This window comes from Streptomyces litmocidini, from assembly GCF_014649755.1.
GTDB classification, from domain to species: Bacteria; Actinomycetota; Actinomycetes; order Streptomycetales; family Streptomycetaceae; genus Streptomyces; species Streptomyces litmocidini.
The window spans coordinates 229834-245966 of sequence record NZ_BMTQ01000008.1 but is presented as its reverse complement, the minus strand read 5'-3'; the positions used below and the strand labels follow the sequence as shown (position 1 = coordinate 245966).

Annotated in this window: 11 protein-coding genes; 3 read left to right on the top strand and 8 right to left on the bottom strand. The window is 74.1% G+C overall.

The window, feature by feature from the left end:
- Window positions 1-4: 4 nt before the first annotated feature.
- The 3 genes from IE180_RS19575 to IE180_RS19565 are packed head-to-tail and all read left to right on the top strand — an operon-like array spanning window position 5 to window position 3479.
- Complete coding sequence (locus tag IE180_RS19575; RefSeq protein WP_190158179.1) at window positions 5-1414, top strand: aldehyde dehydrogenase family protein; 1410 nt, start codon at window positions 5-7, stop codon at window positions 1412-1414.
- On the top strand, window positions 1411-2523 hold the full coding sequence (locus IE180_RS19570; protein WP_190158178.1) for an NAD(P)-dependent alcohol dehydrogenase: 1113 nt from the start codon (window positions 1411-1413) through the stop codon (window positions 2521-2523). Before IE180_RS19575 ends, IE180_RS19570 begins: the two co-directional genes overlap by 4 nt.
- Window positions 2520-3479 (top strand): class I SAM-dependent methyltransferase, encoded by a 960-nt coding sequence (locus IE180_RS19565; RefSeq protein WP_190158177.1) that lies wholly within the window; start codon window positions 2520-2522, stop codon window positions 3477-3479. Before IE180_RS19570 ends, IE180_RS19565 begins: the two co-directional genes overlap by 4 nt.
- Before the next feature lie 186 nt (window positions 3480-3665).
- Here the strand turns inward: IE180_RS19565 and IE180_RS19560 are convergent, their stop codons facing one another.
- The 8 genes from IE180_RS19560 to IE180_RS19525 form a co-directional block, all read right to left on the bottom strand.
- On the bottom strand, window positions 3666-4199 hold the full coding sequence (locus IE180_RS19560; protein WP_190158176.1) for an EF-hand domain-containing protein: 534 nt from the start codon (window positions 4197-4199) through the stop codon (window positions 3666-3668).
- A 603-nt stretch (window positions 4200-4802) separates the two neighbouring features.
- Entirely contained in the window at window positions 4803-7400 is a 2598-nt protein-coding gene (gene lanKC / locus IE180_RS19555) for a class III lanthionine synthetase LanKC (RefSeq protein ID WP_190158175.1), read from the bottom strand.
- A gap of 381 nt (window positions 7401-7781) precedes the next feature.
- Window positions 7782-8753: an ABC transporter substrate-binding protein gene (locus tag IE180_RS19550; RefSeq protein ID WP_190158174.1), complete on the bottom strand. Its 972-nt coding sequence runs from the start codon at window positions 8751-8753 to the stop codon at window positions 7782-7784.
- A gap of 1 nt (window position 8754) precedes the next feature.
- A complete protein-coding gene (locus tag IE180_RS19545; protein ID WP_190158173.1) occupies window positions 8755-10725 on the bottom strand; it encodes an ABC transporter permease in 1971 nt (656 codons plus the stop codon).
- A gap of 205 nt (window positions 10726-10930) precedes the next feature.
- Complete coding sequence (locus tag IE180_RS19540) at window positions 10931-12016, bottom strand: quaternary amine ABC transporter ATP-binding protein (RefSeq protein WP_190158172.1); 1086 nt, start codon at window positions 12014-12016, stop codon at window positions 10931-10933.
- The gene (locus IE180_RS19535; RefSeq protein WP_190158171.1) at window positions 12013-13539 is read right to left on the bottom strand and encodes a GMC family oxidoreductase; all 1527 of its coding nucleotides are present in this window, start codon (window positions 13537-13539) and stop codon (window positions 12013-12015) included. Before IE180_RS19535 ends, IE180_RS19540 begins: the two co-directional genes overlap by 4 nt.
- Window positions 13536-15044, bottom strand: coding sequence for an aldehyde dehydrogenase family protein (locus IE180_RS19530; protein WP_190158170.1), 1509 nt, complete (start codon window positions 15042-15044; stop codon window positions 13536-13538). Before IE180_RS19530 ends, IE180_RS19535 begins: the two co-directional genes overlap by 4 nt.
- 344 nt (window positions 15045-15388) lie before the next feature.
- Complete coding sequence (locus IE180_RS19525) at window positions 15389-15763, bottom strand: PRC-barrel domain-containing protein (protein ID WP_190158169.1); 375 nt, start codon at window positions 15761-15763, stop codon at window positions 15389-15391.
- Window positions 15764-16133: the final 370 nt, after the last annotated feature.

Below are 16133 nucleotides of genomic sequence, written 5' to 3'. Positions count from 1 at the left end.
CGGGATGCCGACACCAGGAACCGGTCGCGTCCCCGGCCGTCGTGCCGCACGCCTCGCCGTCGTCGACCCGGCCACCGGGGAGGCCTTCGACGAGGCCCCCGACCAGCTGCCGGACGAGCTGGACGAGACGGTCGCCCGGGCCCGGCGGGCCTGGCACGGCTGGCGCTCCGACCCCGCCGCCCGCACCGCGGCCCTGCGCGCCGCCGCCGACGCCGTGGAAACGGCCGGCGCCGACCTCGCCCGGCTGCTCACCCGGGAACAGGGCAAGCCCCTGGCCGAGTCGTACGCCGAGATCGCCCGTACGGCGGCCCGGCTGCGCTACTTCGCCGACCTGGCTCCCAGGACCCGCCGGATCGACGACGACCGGCCCGTGCACAGCGAGGTCCGCTGGCGTCCCGTGGGGCCCGTCGCAGCGATCGTGCCGTGGAACTTCCCGCTCCAGCTCGCGGCGGCGAAGTTCGCGCCCGCGCTCGCGGCCGGCAACACCGTGGTCCTCAAACCGTCCCCCCACACCCCGCTCGCCACCCGGCTGCTCGGCTCCGTCCTCGCCACCGTCCTGCCCGAGGACGTCCTGACCGTCGTCACGGGCCGCGAACCCCTCGGCGCCCGTCTGGCCGCCCATCCGGACATCCGCCACGTCACCTTCACGGGCTCGGTCCCCACCGGCCGGGCCGTCGCCGGGGCCGCGGCGGCCTCGCTCGCCCGGGTCACCCTGGAACTGGGCGGAAACGACGCCGCCGTCCTCCTGGACGACGTCGACGTGGACCGGATCGCGGACCGGCTGTTCTGGGCCGCGTTCCGCAACTGCGGGCAGGTCTGCATGGCGGTCAAACGCGTCTACGCGCCCGCCCGGCTCCACGCCGAGGTCGTCGAAGCCCTCGCCCGGCGCGCGAAGACCGTCGCGGTCGGATCCGGACTCGACCCGGACACCCGCATCGGTCCGGTCAACAACGCTCCCCAGCTGGCCCGGGTCGAGCAGGTCACGCGGCAGGCCCTGGCGGACGGTGCCCGGGCCGCGGCCGGCGGCCACCGACTCGACGGGGCGGGCTACTTCTTCGCCCCCACGGTCCTCACCGACGTCCCGCCCGACAGCCCGGTGGTGACCGAGGAACAGTTCGGACCGGTCCTGCCGGTCCTGCCGTACCGGGACCTCGACGAGGCCGTCGACGCGGCCAACGGCACCGGCTTCGGCCTCGGCGGCTCCGTCTGGGGCACCGACCTCGACCGGGCCGAGGCCGTGGCCGACCGGCTCGAATGCGGCACGGCCTGGATCAACCACCACGCCGAACTCTCCCTCGCCCAGCCCTTCGCGGGCGCCAAGGACAGCGGCGTCGGCGTCGCGGGCGGGCCGTGGGGCCTCTACGGCAACCTCCGGCCGTTCGTCGTCCACCGCCCGCGGGAGGGGGAAGCGTGACGACGAGGTTCCCGGCGGCCGTACTGCGCTCGTACGAGGAGCCGTTCACGGTCGAGGAGGTGACCCTGCGGGCGGAACCCGGCCCCGGCGAGGTCCTGGTCGAGATCGCGGGAGCCGGGATGTGCCGGACCGACCTCGCGGTGCGGCGATCGGCCGGCCGCAGCCCGCTGCCGGCGGTCCTCGGCCACGAGGGCGCCGGGGTCGTGGTGGCGACGGGCGGCGGCCCCGACCCCGCGCTCGACGTCGGCGACCACGTCGTCCTGAGCTTCGACTCCTGCGGACACTGCCGGAACTGCCGAGCCGCCGCCCCCGCCTACTGCGACTCGTTCGCCGCCCTCAACCTCTTCGGCGGGCGCGAGGAGGGACCGCCGCGACTCACCGACGCGGCCGGAAAGGCGCTGGCCCCCCGGTGGTTCGGCCAGTCCTCCTTCGCCGCCTACGCGCTCGTCCCGGCCCGCAACGCCGTCCGGGTCGATCCCGACCTGCCGCTCGAACTCCTCGGTCCGCTCGGCTGCGGCTTCCTCACCGGTGCCGGAGCCGTGCTGAACACCTTCGCCGCGGGACCCGGCGACACCCTCGTGGTCCTCGGTTCGGGAGCGGTGGGCCTGGCCGCCGTGATGGCGGCCGCCGCCGCCGGCGTGCGGACCGTGGCCGTCGACCGGCATCCCGAGCGGCTGGACCTGGCCGAACGGTTCGGCGCGACCCCGCTGCCCGCCGGATCGCACGGACTGCCCGAGCGCATCCGCCGACTCACCGACGGCGGAGCCCAGTACGCCCTGGACACCACGGCCTCGGCCCCGCTCGTCAACGACGCGCTCCACGCGCTGCGCCCCACCGGCACCCTCGGCCTCGTGGCGCGCCTCCACGCGCCGCTGACGCTCGAACCGGGCACGCTCGACCGGGGCCGCGGCATCCGCCACATCTGCGAGGGCGACGCCGTGCCCGGACTGCTGGTACCCCGGTTGACCGGCCTGTGGCGGGCCGGCCGCTTCCCCTTCGACCAGCTGATCCGCACCTATCCGCTGGCCGACATCAACGAGGCCGAACGCGACTGCGACGCCGGCCGCGTGGTCAAACCCGTCCTGCTGCCGGAAAGAAGAGACCGATGAGCGAAACCTTCACCACCGAGGAGTCCTCCCGTCCCGCCACCGGAGGGGACGCGGCCGCCACGGGGGCCCGGCGGGCCGACGGGGAAGGCGTGGACGGCGGTGTGGGACTGACCGCCCTCCTGGTCGCCGCGGCCCGGGCGATCGAGACCCACCGCCACGACAGCCTGGCCCAGGACGTCCACGCCGAACACTTCGTCCGCGCGGCCCCGGCGTGCGCGGACTGGCCGGTACGCGTCGCGCAGGTCCCGGAGGGGGACGACAACCCGCTGTGGGGCAGGTTCGCCCGCTACTTCGGGCTGCGGACCAGGGTCCTCGACGACTTCGTCCTCGGGGCCGTCCACGACGGCGTCCGTCAAGTGGTGCTGCTGGGAGCGGGGTTGGACACGCGCGCCTTCCGGCTGGACCTGCCGTCCGACTGCGTGGTCTTCGAGATCGACAGGGCGGGCGTGCTGGCCTTCAAACAGCGGGTGCTCACGGACCGGTCGGCCGCCCCGAGGGCGAAGCGCGTCCCCGTACCGGTCGACCTGCGCGCGGACTGGGTCACCGCTCTGACCTCCACCGGCTTCGACCCGGGCGCGCCGAGCGTCTGGCTGGCCGAAGGGCTGCTCTTCTATCTGCCGAGCCGCGCCGAGACGTACCTCATCGACACGGTGGACCGGCTGACCACCGGGGGCAGTGCCCTGGCCTTCGAGGCCAAGCTGGAGAAGGACCTGCTGGCGTACCGCGACAGCGCGATCTACACGGCGACGCGGGAACAGATCGGCATCGACCTGCTCGACCTCTTCGACCTGGGACCGCGCCCCGACTCGGCGGGGCACCTGACGGCCAGGGGCTGGTCCACGTCGATGCGCACGCCCTTCGACTTCACCCGTCGGCACGGGCGCGGCCCCCTCCCCGAGCCGAACGACGCCCTGGAGGGAAACCGGTGGGTCTTCGCCCACAAGCCCGGGTCGTGACGTCGGCCGGGTCGTGACGTCGGCCGGGCCGTGACGTCGGCCGGGTCGTGACGTCGGCCGGGTCGTGACGTCCGCCGGGTCGTAACGTCGGCCGGGTCGTGACGTCCGCCGGGTCGTGACGTCCGCCGGGCCGCCGGTGGCCCGGGGCGGTCGGCGCCGCCCCGGGACACCCGCGACCGGACCGCCTCAGACGGCCGGGGCGCCCACCAGCCGGTCGCCGGGAATCCCGGCCAGGTCCGGCGCGTAGTACTCCTCGATGCCGGCGGCCCACGTGGCCACGGTGATGCGGTCCTCGGCGTCCGGGCCGAAGGCGTCGAAGAGCGCGTGGATGTTCGCCTCCTCGAAGCCGATCGCCGTCATCAGCGAGACGAAGAGCGGCCGCTCGATCAGGCCGTCCCCGTCCGGATCGCCGAGTGCGGAGAGCGCCTCGGCGAACTCGGCGACCGTGGGACCGAAACGCTCGGGGTCGAGCACGAAGGGGCGGAACTCGTCGACGGTGATCACTCCGTCGCCGTTGGCGTCCAGTTCGGCGGCCAGTGTCGTCCAGTAGCGGCGGAACGCGGTCCGGATGGCCTCCTTCGCGTCGGCGTCCGAGGCGACCGCCGCCTCCAGGACGCGTTCCGTCATGAGGTCGAAGTCACCGGAGTCGATGACTCCGTTGCCGTTGGCGTCGAAGAGGGAGAAGACCAGCTCGACCCGCTTGGCGGCCTCAGTGCGCATGTCCGTCACCTGTCTCGTGCGGCCCGTCGGTCCCGGGCCCGGCTCCATGAGTGCTCCCACGTAACCGCGTTGTGGGGGGAGTCGTGACGGTGAGGCGGCCACCGTTACCGGAAGGAGTGAGTCCACCGACAATCAGCCCGGACGCCCAGGACGCCCAGGACGCCCAGGACGCCCAGGACGCCCAGGACGTCCCGGACGCGCCCGGGGGATGCCGCCCGGCCGCGCCCGCGGGTCCGCGCGGGCCGATCAGCAGTGCGACGCCGAGCACCGGCACCTGCGTCGTCCCGCGCGAGGCCCTGGCGATCACCGGGACACCGAGCGACGCGGCGGGCCGGAACCGGTGGCGGGTCCACCGGTTCCGGCCCGCCGCGGGCACCGGCCCGCTACATCGGCTCGGGGAAGATGTCGCTGATGCTCCAGGCGACGCTGAAGCAGGGGACGAGGGCGTGGACCTCCTGCTCGGTGTCCAGGGTCTGGAGCGCGAGGATCTGGCTCATGGGTGATCTCCTCTTTCCTGTCGTGGTCGTATCGGTCGCTGCGCACCTCGGCACGGAGGTGTTCCCCGCCGTGCCGAGGAGTTCTCGGGAGGCCCTTCCGGTGACGTCAGACGGCTGCCGGGATCCGGGGGCGCGCGTGGTGCCCCGTCAGGAGCGGGCCGGCCAGCAGGCGGTGCAGGGCCAGCAGGACACCGGCCCCGCCACTGGACAGGTCGGCGGTGAACCGCTGCGAACCCGCTCCGAGGAAGCGGACACCGCGCCGGTACGGGACGGCGTACTTCAGCAGGCCGGTCGCGGCGCGCACGGCGTCCCCGCGGGCGGCGTCCGTGCCGGTGAGCTCGGCGTGCTCGGTCAGGAACCAGCTCAGCCCGGCCAGCCCCCGGTACAGGCCCGCCTCCTTCGTGGCGCAGGAGACCCGGATGCCGGCGACCAGCCGCGGCAGTGCCGCGGCGCAGCGCTCGTCCGGCGCGGTGGCCACGTAGCGGGTGAGCACCGCCGCGAGACCCGCCGCGCCCGTGGCCAAGTACGGCATGGCGCGGGTGAGCCGTGCGTCGTCGGAGAGGGACAGGGCGCCGTCGTCCAGCGGAAAGGTCCGGTCCAGCTCCTGGTGGAGCAGCAGGCGGCCCGCCTCCAGGAAACGGTCCTCGCCGGTGTCGCGGGCCAGGCGGTGGAGGAAGAGGGCGAGTCCCGAGCGGCCGTGCAGCAGGCCGCGGGCGTCGTGCTCGCCGAGGGCGGCCGGCAGGTCGGGGGTGCGCAGCAGGGCTTCCCCCGCCGCGGCGGCCCGCTCCAGGTGGCTGTTCTCCCCCGTCAGCCGGTGCAGGGCGAGCCAGCCCAGGCCGACCCCGGCCCGCCCGCCGGCCAGCGTGCCGCAGGAGGCGGTGAGCGGGTGGCCGTCGGCGTCCCGGAGCAGGTCGACGGCCTCGGCGGGCCGGCCGAGGTCGGCCAGCACCCGGGCGATGCCTGCCGAACCGACGAGCAGTCCGGGGGGCAGCGCGTCGCGCAGTGCCAGCGTGTCGCGGCGCAGCCGTTCGACGATCTCCTCCGGCACCTCGACCCCGGCGCGGCGCAAGGCGTGCACCACCCCGGCCGTGCCGTGGGCCAGGCACACGTTGTTGGTCCGGAACGCCTCGGGCGAGGGCGGGAAGGCCCACTCCGGCCGGTCGGCGTCGGCCGTCTCGAGGAGACCCGCGGCCACGTCCTCGGCCAGCCGGGAGAGGCGGCCGCGCGGATCGGCGTCCGGCTCGACGGGGGAGGGCGGGCGGTCGGGGCCGTTCCGGTCCCGTCCCCGGTCCTCCGCCAGGTGGAAGGCGGTCGCCCGCTGCCACAGGTCCCGCGGCGGAGCCACGTCCGCCAGATCGCGGCGCAGCAGTGCGAGGTTGGCGGGCGCGTGCTCGGCGATCTCGTGGAACGGCGCCAGGAAGGCGAGCGCGACCGCCGACGCGCCGTACCGGTCCTGCAGCAGCGGATCGGTGGCGGCCCGGCGCAGGCCGGGCGGCGGCGTGAACCCCGGGGTGCCCATACGGGACGGGGCGGCGGACAGTGCCGAGGCCGCCTCGAAGTCCACGAGACGGATCCCTCCCGACGGCGTGACCAGCACATTGCCCAGGCTGAGGTCACCGAACCGGTGGCCGGCGGCGTGCAGCCGGTCGAGCGAGGCGTCCAGCGCGGCCAGCAGCCGGCGGCACGCCTCGTAGTACGCGGCGACGGACTCGGCCGTGCGGTCGGCGCGGGCCAGCGGGGAGGACCGGCTCAGCCAGCTCACCAGCGGCTGCCCCGCGACGTACTCGGTGACGAGGAAGTCGTGCTCCCACTCCGTGAAGTGGTCCAGGGGCTCCGGGCCCACCCCAGGGGCCGCCGCGTGCAGCTCGCGCAGCACGTCGTACTCGTGCCGCAGCCGCTGCTGCGCGTCGGACCCGTCGAAGACCAGGCCGTTGTGGGCGCGGGCCTCCTTGAGGAAGACGGGGCGGCCGGTCCGCCGGTCGAGGGCCTGGTAGGCGCCGCCGGCGTTGCTCAGGCGCACCGCGCGGGTCACCTCGTAGTCGCGGATCAGGATCGGGCCCGCGTGCGGCTGCTCCTCCTGCTCGACGAAGGGGTCCGTGATCCCCGCGGGCAAGTGGAAGGCGGGCACCCGCGAGTCCACGACCTCGCGGCCGGAGCCGTCGCGGATCGTCCCCTCCCGGGTGCCGTCGGCCCGGAGCCGGCTGCGGGCGCCGTCGAAGGAGCCGTAGCGGTAGTGGACCGTCCGAGAGTCGCGGAAGCGCCGGTCGGTGAGGACGTACGGCCCCTCCTCCCCGTCGAGGGCGTCGCGCAGGCGTTCGAGGAGTCGGCGGGCGGTCGCCGTGTCCGGTGGGTAGACGGCGCAGAACTTGCCCGACTGGGCCCGCGCGGCGTGCTTGTGATGGAGGAACAGGAAGAAGAGCCGGGCGCTCAGGTGCTTGAACGGCACGCCTTCGGAGAAGCAGATCCCGGCGACCGTGTCGAGCACGTGCTGCGCCCGGTCGAGGCGCGCCGACACGTGGATCTTCCAGCCCTGATCGGCGAGCCCGGCCCGCGCACCGCCCCAGACCGTCCAGATGCCCTGGGCGGAGCCGCGCAGGCCCGGCGGCACCTCACCGGGAGCGAAGCGCGGCCCGGGATCGGCCACGCCGGTCAGCGGCAGGTAGTACTCCCGGTCCGCGAGCGCCTCGCCGAAGCCTTCGAGCACGGGATCTCCTCACAGGGTGGTGGTGGACCACCAAGGTCTCGCGCGCCGGACGCCGGGACCGGCAGGTACGGAGGCGGTTCGGGCGGCGGCATGCGCCCGGCATCCGGGCGCGAGTCCCTCCGGGGCGTCCCGCGGGGCCCTCACGGGCCCCCGTGCCGTCGCACGTCCGACGACGGCACGACCGACGACGGCACGACCGACGACGGCACGACCGACGACGGCACGACCGACGCCGATGGACGCGCCCCCGCGAGCGCTCCGCGCCGCCGCCCTGGCGGGACCCGGCGGAGACCGCGGCCGGGGAAGGAGGCCGAGGAGGAGCCGCGGCCGAGCAGGACGCGGCGGCGGACCGGCGTGCGCGCCCGGTCCGCCGTGCCCGTGTCAGGACGGCAGCCACTTCCGCCAGGTGGCCTCGTTCTCCTTCACCCAGCGGCTCGCCGCCTCCTCGGGCGACAGCTTCTGCTCCGCGATCATGAGGGCGACGTCGTTCTGCATGCCGGTCGTCCAGCGGAACCTCTTCAGGAAGGCGGCGGCGTCGCCCCCGCCGTCCGCGAAGCGGGAGTTGAGGAACTTCTGCAGCGGGGTGTGCGGGTAGGCGCAGGCCACCTTCTCCGGTTCGGCGTCGCAGCCCTCCTCGTACGCGGGCAGCCTCACCTCCGTCATCGGGACCTTCTCGAACAGCCACTGGGGCTTGTACCAGTAGCTGAGGAACGGCTTCTTCTCCTTGGCGAGCTGCTTGATCTGCGTGATCTGCGCCGCCTCCGAGCCCGCGAACACGACCTGGTAGTCCAGGCCCAGGTTGTCCACGAGGGCCTTGTCGTTCGTGACGTAGGACGGGGAACCGTCCAGCAACTGGCCCTTGCCGCCGCTCTCCGCGGTACGGAGATCGTCGGCGTACTTGTTCAGGTTCTTCCACTCGGTGACGTCCGGGTGCTCCTCGGCGAAGTACGTCGGCACGAACCAGCCGATGTGGCCGGTCACCCCGAGGTCCCCGCCCCGCGTGATCGTCCCCTTGCCGTCGATGTACCTCTTCTCCTGGTCCGGGTGGCCCCAGTCCTCCAGGATGGCGTCCACCCGGCCCTGGCTGAGGGCGTCCCAGGCGGGCACCTCGTCGATCTGCACGGTGTCCACCCGGTAGCCGAGCTCGTGCTCCAGCAGGTACCGCGCGACGGCCACGTTGGCCTGTGCGCCCACCCACGACTGCACGGAGAGGGTCACCGTGCGGGAGTCCTTCGCGTCGGCGTACGGCGACGCCTGACGGGTCATGTCGGCGGCACCGCAGCCGGTGAGGGCCGTCAGGGCGACGGCCGCCGCGAGCGCGGAGCCGCCGAGCGCGAGGCGCGTGCGAGCCATGTCAGGCCCCCTTCCGGGCGAGGTCGCGGCGTTCCGTCGGCTGGGTGACGCGGTCGAGTGCCAGGCCGAGGCAGACGATCGCCGCACCGGCGACCAGACCGGTCGCCAGGTCGCCCTGGGCGAGGCCGAAGACCGCGTCGTAACCGAGCGCGCCGCCGCCCACGAGGCCGCCGATGACGACGACGGCGAGGACCAGCACCACGCCCTGGTTGACGGCGAGCAGCAGCGCGGGCCGGGCCAGCGGCAGCTGGACCTGGAACAGCTGCTGGCGACCGGTCGCGCCCAGCGAACGCGAGGACTCGAGCGCGGCGGGGTCCACCGCGAGCACCCCCTGCGCCGTGATGCGTACGACCGCGGGCAGCGCGTAGACCACGGCGGCCGCGACCGCCGGGGCACGGCCGACACCGAACAGGGCCACGACGGGGATCAGGTAGACGAACTGCGGCAGTGTCTGGAAGACGTCGAGCACAGGACGCAGCACGCGTCCCAGGCGGGTGCTGCGGGCCGCGGCGACTCCGAGGGCGAAGCCGAGCACCAGCGTCACGGCGACGGCGGCCAGGACCTGGGACAGCGTGTCGAGCGCCGGGTCCCAGACGCCCAGCGCACCGATGGCCGCCATCGCGAGGACGGCGGTCGTGGCGGTGCGCCAGGTGCCGATGAGCAGCGCGAGCGCGCCGACGGTCAGCAGGACGGCCCACCAGGGCAGCCACTGCAGGCCGTCGCGCAGGGGGTTCAGGACCCACGTGGTGAACCGCGCGGCCCAGTCGGCGGTGCCGCCGACGAGGGGCACGCCGGAGTAGAGGTGGGCGGTCATCCAGTCGACGGCCCCGTTGACGGGTTCGGCGATGTCCACCGTCCACCCGTCGGGCCAGGAGAGCCGGCCGGACAGACGGCCGGCCCCGGCGACGACGGCGGTCACCACGAGGGCGACGGCCCAGCCGGTTCCGGCACGGCGGGCCGGAGCGGCGCCGAGGCGTTCGCCCGCCGCGCCGGTGACCCGGTCCAGGACGACGGCGAGCAGCACGATCGGCACGCCGGCGGCGAGCGCGGCTCCGACGTCGACCGAGGCCAGCGCCTGGTAGACGCGGTCGCCGAGGCCGCCCGCGCCGATGACGGACGCGATCACGGCCATGCCGAGGGCCATCATGATCGACTGGCTGAGGCCGAGCAGCAGCTCCTTGCGGGCCAGGGGCAGCCGGGCCGTCAGCAGCCGCTGCCTGCCGGTGGCGCCGAGGGAGGCGACGGCCTCCATGACACCGGCGTCCGCGCCGCGCAGCCCGAGGGCGGTGAGACGGGCCATGGGCGGGGCGGCGTAGACGACGGTGGCGAGGACGGCCGCGGGCACCCCGATGCCGAAGACCAGGACGACGGGCAGGAGGTACGCGAAGGCCGGCAGCACCTGCATGGTGTCGAGGACCGGACGGAGGATCCGGCCCATCCGGTCGGACAGGCCGGCGGTGAGCCCGAGGAGGCCTCCGAGCAGCACGGACGCGGCGACGGCGACGACCATCAGGGCGAGGGTCTGCAGGGTGGGCACCCACATGCCGAGCAGCCCGCACACGGCGATGGCGGCGACGGAGGTCAGCGCGAGCCGGACGCCCGCGACCCGCCAGGCCACCAGACCCGCGGCGGCGGTGACGCCGGCCCAGCCGAGGGCCAGCAGGGCCAGGTACACGGCGCGGACGGAGACGACCACGGCGTTGCTGATGTGGCCGAGGAAGTAGAGGAACAGCGGGTGGCCGTCACGGTTGTCGACGATCCAGTCGCCGGCGCGGTCGAGCGGCCCGGACGGATCGGCGACGAGCGACGCCGGCCAGCCCCCGCCGCCGAGGAACACGGCTCCGAGGACGAGCGCGACGGCCGTGCCGGCGCAGAGCAGCCGACCGCGGTGGCCCGCGAACACGCGCAGGACGCCGCGCGCCGCGGCGGGAGAGGAAGGACGGGCGGAGGCGGGGGTGACGGTGGCGGTCATCGGCCCCACCCGCTCGTGTCGCGGGTCCGCTCCGGGGGCCGGGCGGCGAGCTCCGTCCCCCTGGGGTCCGGTCCCGCCGTGCCGCGGCCGGCGCCACGGGCCGGCCGCGGCACGGCGAAGGACTCCCGGCCGTGTCCGGCACGGCGGGGACCCCCGGAGGTACGGGTCGTGCCGCCCGGCGGCGGCCACGTCGTACGGGCGTACATCAGGCCACCGCCCTTCCTGTCGTGACCGGGACCCCGGCGACGACACCGAGGAGTCCCGCGTGGTCGACCACGCCGAGGCACCGGCCGTCCTCGACGATCCGGGCGTTCGCCCCGGTACGGGCGACGGCCTCGATGGCCTCGTGGACGGTGGCGGTCGGCGCGAGCGCGGGCCCGGCCTCGTACTCGCCCGCGAGCGCGGGACGCATCGCCGAGCGGACGGTCAGCACCTGTTCGCGCGGCACGTCCCGGACGAAGTCCCTGACGTACTCGTCGGCGGGCTCGCCCACGATCTCCTCGGGCGTCCCGAGCTGCACGACGCGGCCGTCGCGCATCAGCGCGATGCGGTCGCCGAGCTTCAGCGCCTCGTTGAGGTCGTGCGTGATGAAGACCATCGTGCGTCCCTCCTCGCGGTGCAGACGTACGACCTCCTCCTGCATGTCCCGGCGGATGAGCGGGTCCAGTGCGCTGAACGGCTCGTCGAACAGCAGGACTTCGGGGTCGACGGCGAGCGCGCGGGCCAGCCCGACCCGCTGTCGCTGGCCGCCCGAGAGCTGGCTCGGCCTGCGGTGCTCCATGCCGTCCAGGCCGACCTTCGTGACGAACTCCGCCGCCCGCTCGCGCCGTTCACCGCGGCCCACGCCCTGGATCTCCAGACCGTAGGCGACGTTGTCGAGCACCGTCCGGTGCGGCAGCAGCCCGAAGTGCTGGAAGACCATCGCCGCCCGGTGCCGGCGCAGCTCGCGGAGCCGCCCGGAGTCCATGGACAGGACGTCCTCACCGTCGATGGCGATCGTGCCCGAGGTGGGCTCGATCAGCCGGGTCAGGCAGCGCACCAGCGTGGACTTGCCCGAGCCGGAGAGGCCCATCACGACGAAGACCTCGCCCTTGCGGACGTCGAAGGAGACGTCGCGGACGGCGGCGGTGCAGCCGGTGCGCTCGCGCAGCTCGGTGGCGCCGAGGGCCCCGAGCTCGGGGTCGGCGGGCACGCGCTCGGCCTTCGGGCCGAAGACCTTCCACAGGTCACGTACGGAGAAGACGGACTCCGTCGCGTCCCGCGGCGGTGCGGTGTGCGGCGTGGTGGTCATCGTGCGGTGCCTCCCAGCAGGTCGGCGCATTTCTCGCCGACCATGAGCACGCCGATCATCGGGTTGACGGCGGTCATGGTCGGGAAGACGGACGCGTCGGCGATCCGGATGCCGTCCAGGCCCCGGATCCTCAGATCGGGCGCGACGACGGCGAGTTCGTCGTCGGCGGCCCCCATCCGGCAGGTTCCGGCCGGATGGTAGACGGTGTGCGCGACGTGACGGGCGTACGCGCTGAGCTCCTCGTCGGAGGTGACCTCCGGTCCCGGGCACACCTCGCGCTTCAGCCAACCGGCCAGCGGTTCGCTCGCCGCGATCTGCCGGGCGATGCGGATCCCGTCCACGAGGGTCCGGCCGTCGTAGTCGTCCTCGTCGGTGAAGTACCGGAAGTCGAGCGCGGGTTTGTCCTCGGGGTCGGCGCTCGTCAGGTAGAGCCTGCCGCGGCTGCGCGGCTTGGGGATGTTGGGGGTCATCGACACGCCGTGCGCGGGTCGTTCGTAGCCCAGGCGCTCGGGGTTGTCGGTGAAGGGGATCTGGTAGAAGTGGAACATCAGGTCCGGCCCGTCGGACTCCGGGTCCCGGCGGACGAACAGCCCGGCGTCGGAGTCCATGGCGGAGTTCTCCGGGATCGGACCGTGCGTCTCCCACACGATGACCGACTCGGGGTGGTCGAGCAGGTTCTCGCCCACGCCCGGCAGGTCGTGCACGACGGGGATGCCGAGCTTCTCCAGGTCGGCGCGCGGCCCGATGCCGGAGTGCAGCAGCAGGCGCGGGGTGTCCACGGCGCCCGCGCACACCAGGATCTCGCGCCGGGCGCGTACGACGTGCTCCGTGCCCTCCTTGGTGCGGACGTGCACACCGGTGGCGCGGGTGCCTTCGAACTCCAGCCGGAACGCCCAGGTCTCCAGGGCGATGCGCAGGTTCGGCCGGTCCAGGAAGGGGTGGAGATAGGCGACGGACGCGGACGACCGCTTGTTGTCCTCCGGGTGGTAGGCGAGGTCGAAGAAGCCGACCCCTTCGTGGAAGGGCCGTTCGTTGAAGCCCTCGACGCGCGGAACGCCGAGCGCGGTCCGCGCCGCGTCGACGAAGTCCCGGGCGATCGCGTTCCGGTCGGCCTCGTCGACGGGGACGATGTTGTTGCGCAGCCGGGCGAAGTAGGGGTCCATGGCCGCCGCGTCCCAGCCCTCGGCACCCGCCTCGGCCCACTCGTCCCAGTCGGAGGGGAGGGGCTTGAACGCGATGAGGGTGTTGTGCGAGGAGCAGCCGCCCAGCACGCGCGCCCGGCTGTGCCGGATGTGAGAGTTGCCCCGGGGCTGCTCCGTGGTGGGGTAGTCGTAGTCCAGCTCGCCGCCGAGCAGGCCCATCCAGCGGCGCAGGGTGAGGACGTCGTCGCGGCCGACGTCGCTGGGGCCGCCCTCGATGACGGCGACGCTGACGTCCGGATCCTCGGTCAGCCGGGAGGCGATCACCGATCCCGCGGTGCCGCCGCCGACGACGACGTAGTCGTACACGTGCCGGTCGTTCACGCCCGCTCCTTCCGCGTCTCGCCCGCGAACCAGCGCACGGGGCGCGGGGCGAGGTTCTGGTAGACGTGCTTGGCCTCGCGGTACTCGGCGAGGCCGCTCGGGCCCAGCTCCCGGCCGATGCCGGACTTGCCGAAGCCGCCCCACTCCGCCTGGGGCAGGTAGGGGTGGAAGTCGTTGATCCAGACGGTGCCGTGGCGCAGCCGGGCCGCGACGCGCCGGGCGCGGTCTTCGTCGGAGCTCCACACCGCTCCGGCGAGGCCGTACTCGGTGTCGTTGGCGAGGGTGACGGCCTCCTCCTCGGTGCGGAAGGTCTCCACGGTGAGGACGGGACCGAAGATCTCCTCGCGGACGACCCGCATGCCGCGGTGGCACCGGTCCAGGACCGTGGGCCGGTAGAAGTAGCCGGGACCGGCCGGCCGCTCGCCGCCCGCGCGCAGGACCGCGCCCTCGTCGAGGGCGGAGGCGACGTACTCCTCGGTCCGCGCCAACTGGGCCGCGGAGACCAGCGGACCGCACTCGACGCCCTCGTCGGTGCCGCGACCCAGCCGGATGTGGTCGGCCCGGCGGGCGAGTTCCGCGACGAAACGCTCGCGCAGCGACTCCTCGACGATGAGGCGGGAGCCCGCGGAGCAGACCTGGCCGCTGTGGATGAAGGCGGCGTTCAGTGCCTGGTCGACGGCGGTGTCGAAGCCCTCGGGCGTCGAACAGGCGTCGGCGAACACGACGTTGGGGTTCTTGCCGCCCAGTTCCAGGGCTACCTTCTTCACGCTGTCGGCGGCCGCCCTGGCGACCTTCGTGCCGCTGACGAGCCCGCCCGTGAACGAGACGAGATCGACGTCGGGGTGCTCGGCGAGCCGGGCGCCGACGGTGCCGCCGGGGCCCGTGACGATGTTGGCCGCGCCGAGCGGCAGTCCGGCCTCCAGGAGCAGTTCGACCAGGACGACGGTGCTCAGCGGGGTGATCTCGCTGGGCTTGATGACGAAGGTGTTGCCGGCGGCGAGGGCGGGCGCGATCTTCCAGCTGGCCTGCAGCAGCGGGTAGTTCCACGGCGTGATCAGGGCGCAGACCCCGACCGGTTCGTACACGACGACACTGCGGATCTTGTCCGAACCGGCGTCGACGACGCGTCCGCCGTCCTCGTTCGCCACGAGGTCGGCGAAGTACAGGAAGGCGTCGCGGACGCAGTCGACGTCGACGCGGCCCTCCTCCAGCGTCTTGCCGGCGTCCTGGCTCTCCAGGGCGCCGATCCGCTCCCGATCGCGTTCGAGCAGGGCGGCGACCCGTCGCAGCAGAGCGGCCCGCTCGGGGGCCGGCGTACGCGGCCAGGCCCCGTCGTCGAACGCGGCGCGTGCCGCGGCCACGGCGTCGTCGGTGTCCCGGACACCGCCCTCCGCCACCACCGCGAAGACGGTCGCGTCGACGGGATCGATGAGGTCGCGCGTGGCGCCGGAGAGGGCCGAGCGCCACTCGCCGCCGACATGGATGGTCTGTTGTGCTGCGGTCACGTCGTGTACGGCCCTTCGTTCCTTCGAGTCCCCCTGCCGGCGAGTACCGGCGGTTCAGCCGCCTGCCCTGGGCCTCACAAGCCATGCGCAATGCATTACGCAGAGTGCTCTGTCTCACGTCCAGTGAGGGGCAAAGGGTGCATAGGGGACAGCCATCCGGTGGGCGGGGCTGCTCCGGGGCGGGGGAGGGAGGTCGAGGGGTGCGAAGGGCCGGGAGGTGCGAGGGCCAGGAGGTACGAGGGGCCGGGAGCGACCGGGACGGTTCGCGCTCACGTGCGGGCTCGAGACGCACGGGGCGGTCCCGCATCCAGGTGCGGGACCGCCCCGTGCTGCTCGCCCGAACGTCAGACGGGGCTCGGCCCGCCCCCGAACGGTCCGCCCGTCCGGTAGTGCACGGCGATCTCCTCCCGGCGCTGCTGATCCGCGAGGTGCTCGTCGGAGCGGAACTCGGGTGCGGCCTTGATCTGGTCCTTGGTCAGGTCGAGGTGCACCGTGTGGTTCTCCAGGTCGACGTGGGTCACCGTGCTTGCCGGAAGGAGCACTTCCTTGCCGAAGATCCACACGCCGGTGTCGACGACCAGGTAGGAGTCGTCGATCTCGTGGGAGTGCTTGTCGACCTTCCCGACGTGCCCGTCGGTGGCTTCGACCCCCCAGCCGGTCAGGTCGGTGCCCACCAGGTGGCTGAAGGCCTGCCCGTAGTTCCACACGCTCTCCGCCATGCCGATCACTCCTCCGCTTCGGAACGCTCATCGTGGGTGCGGCGGGAACAGGCCGCTTCCCGCCGCGACTTCAGGAGGACCGGCTGCCCCGCGACCCGGGTCCTATGCGCCCGCCCGCGGGGCGGGGCCGCCGGTCCCGCCTTCCCGCTGTCCGCCCGAACGGGTCCGTCCGCGTTGCTCCCGGCCGGGTGGGCGCCTCGGACGGAAGCGGCGAGAACGAGACCGCCGTCCCGGCGGGCGGCGGCCGGACGGACCGGGGAGGGGCGGGGCGGCGTGGGTGTGCCCTCCACCGATCGGGCCGCGCCGGCGGCCTCCCGAGGCACGCAGTCGGCGGCCCGACGGTCCCGAGGGGGCGGGTGCGCGGCCACCG

Excerpts from the sequence above, each read along its gene's own strand:
- IE180_RS19575 (WP_190158179.1), top strand. The coding sequence starts at position 5 with ATGCCGACACCAGGAACCGGTCGCGTCCCCGGCCGTCGTGCCGCACGC.
- IE180_RS19565 (WP_190158177.1), top strand. The coding sequence starts at position 2,520 with ATGAGCGAAACCTTCACCACCGAGGAGTCCTCCCGTCCCGCCACCGGA.
- IE180_RS19560 (WP_190158176.1), bottom strand. The coding sequence starts at position 4,199 with ATGCGCACTGAGGCCGCCAAGCGGGTCGAGCTGGTCTTCTCCCTCTTC.
- IE180_RS19550 (WP_190158174.1), bottom strand. The coding sequence starts at position 8,753 with ATGGCTCGCACGCGCCTCGCGCTCGGCGGCTCCGCGCTCGCGGCGGCC.
- IE180_RS19545 (WP_190158173.1), bottom strand. The coding sequence starts at position 10,725 with ATGACCGCCACCGTCACCCCCGCCTCCGCCCGTCCTTCCTCTCCCGCC.
- IE180_RS19540 (WP_190158172.1), bottom strand. The coding sequence starts at position 12,016 with ATGACCACCACGCCGCACACCGCACCGCCGCGGGACGCGACGGAGTCC.
- IE180_RS19525 (WP_190158169.1), bottom strand. The coding sequence starts at position 15,763 with ATGGCGGAGAGCGTGTGGAACTACGGGCAGGCCTTCAGCCACCTGGTG.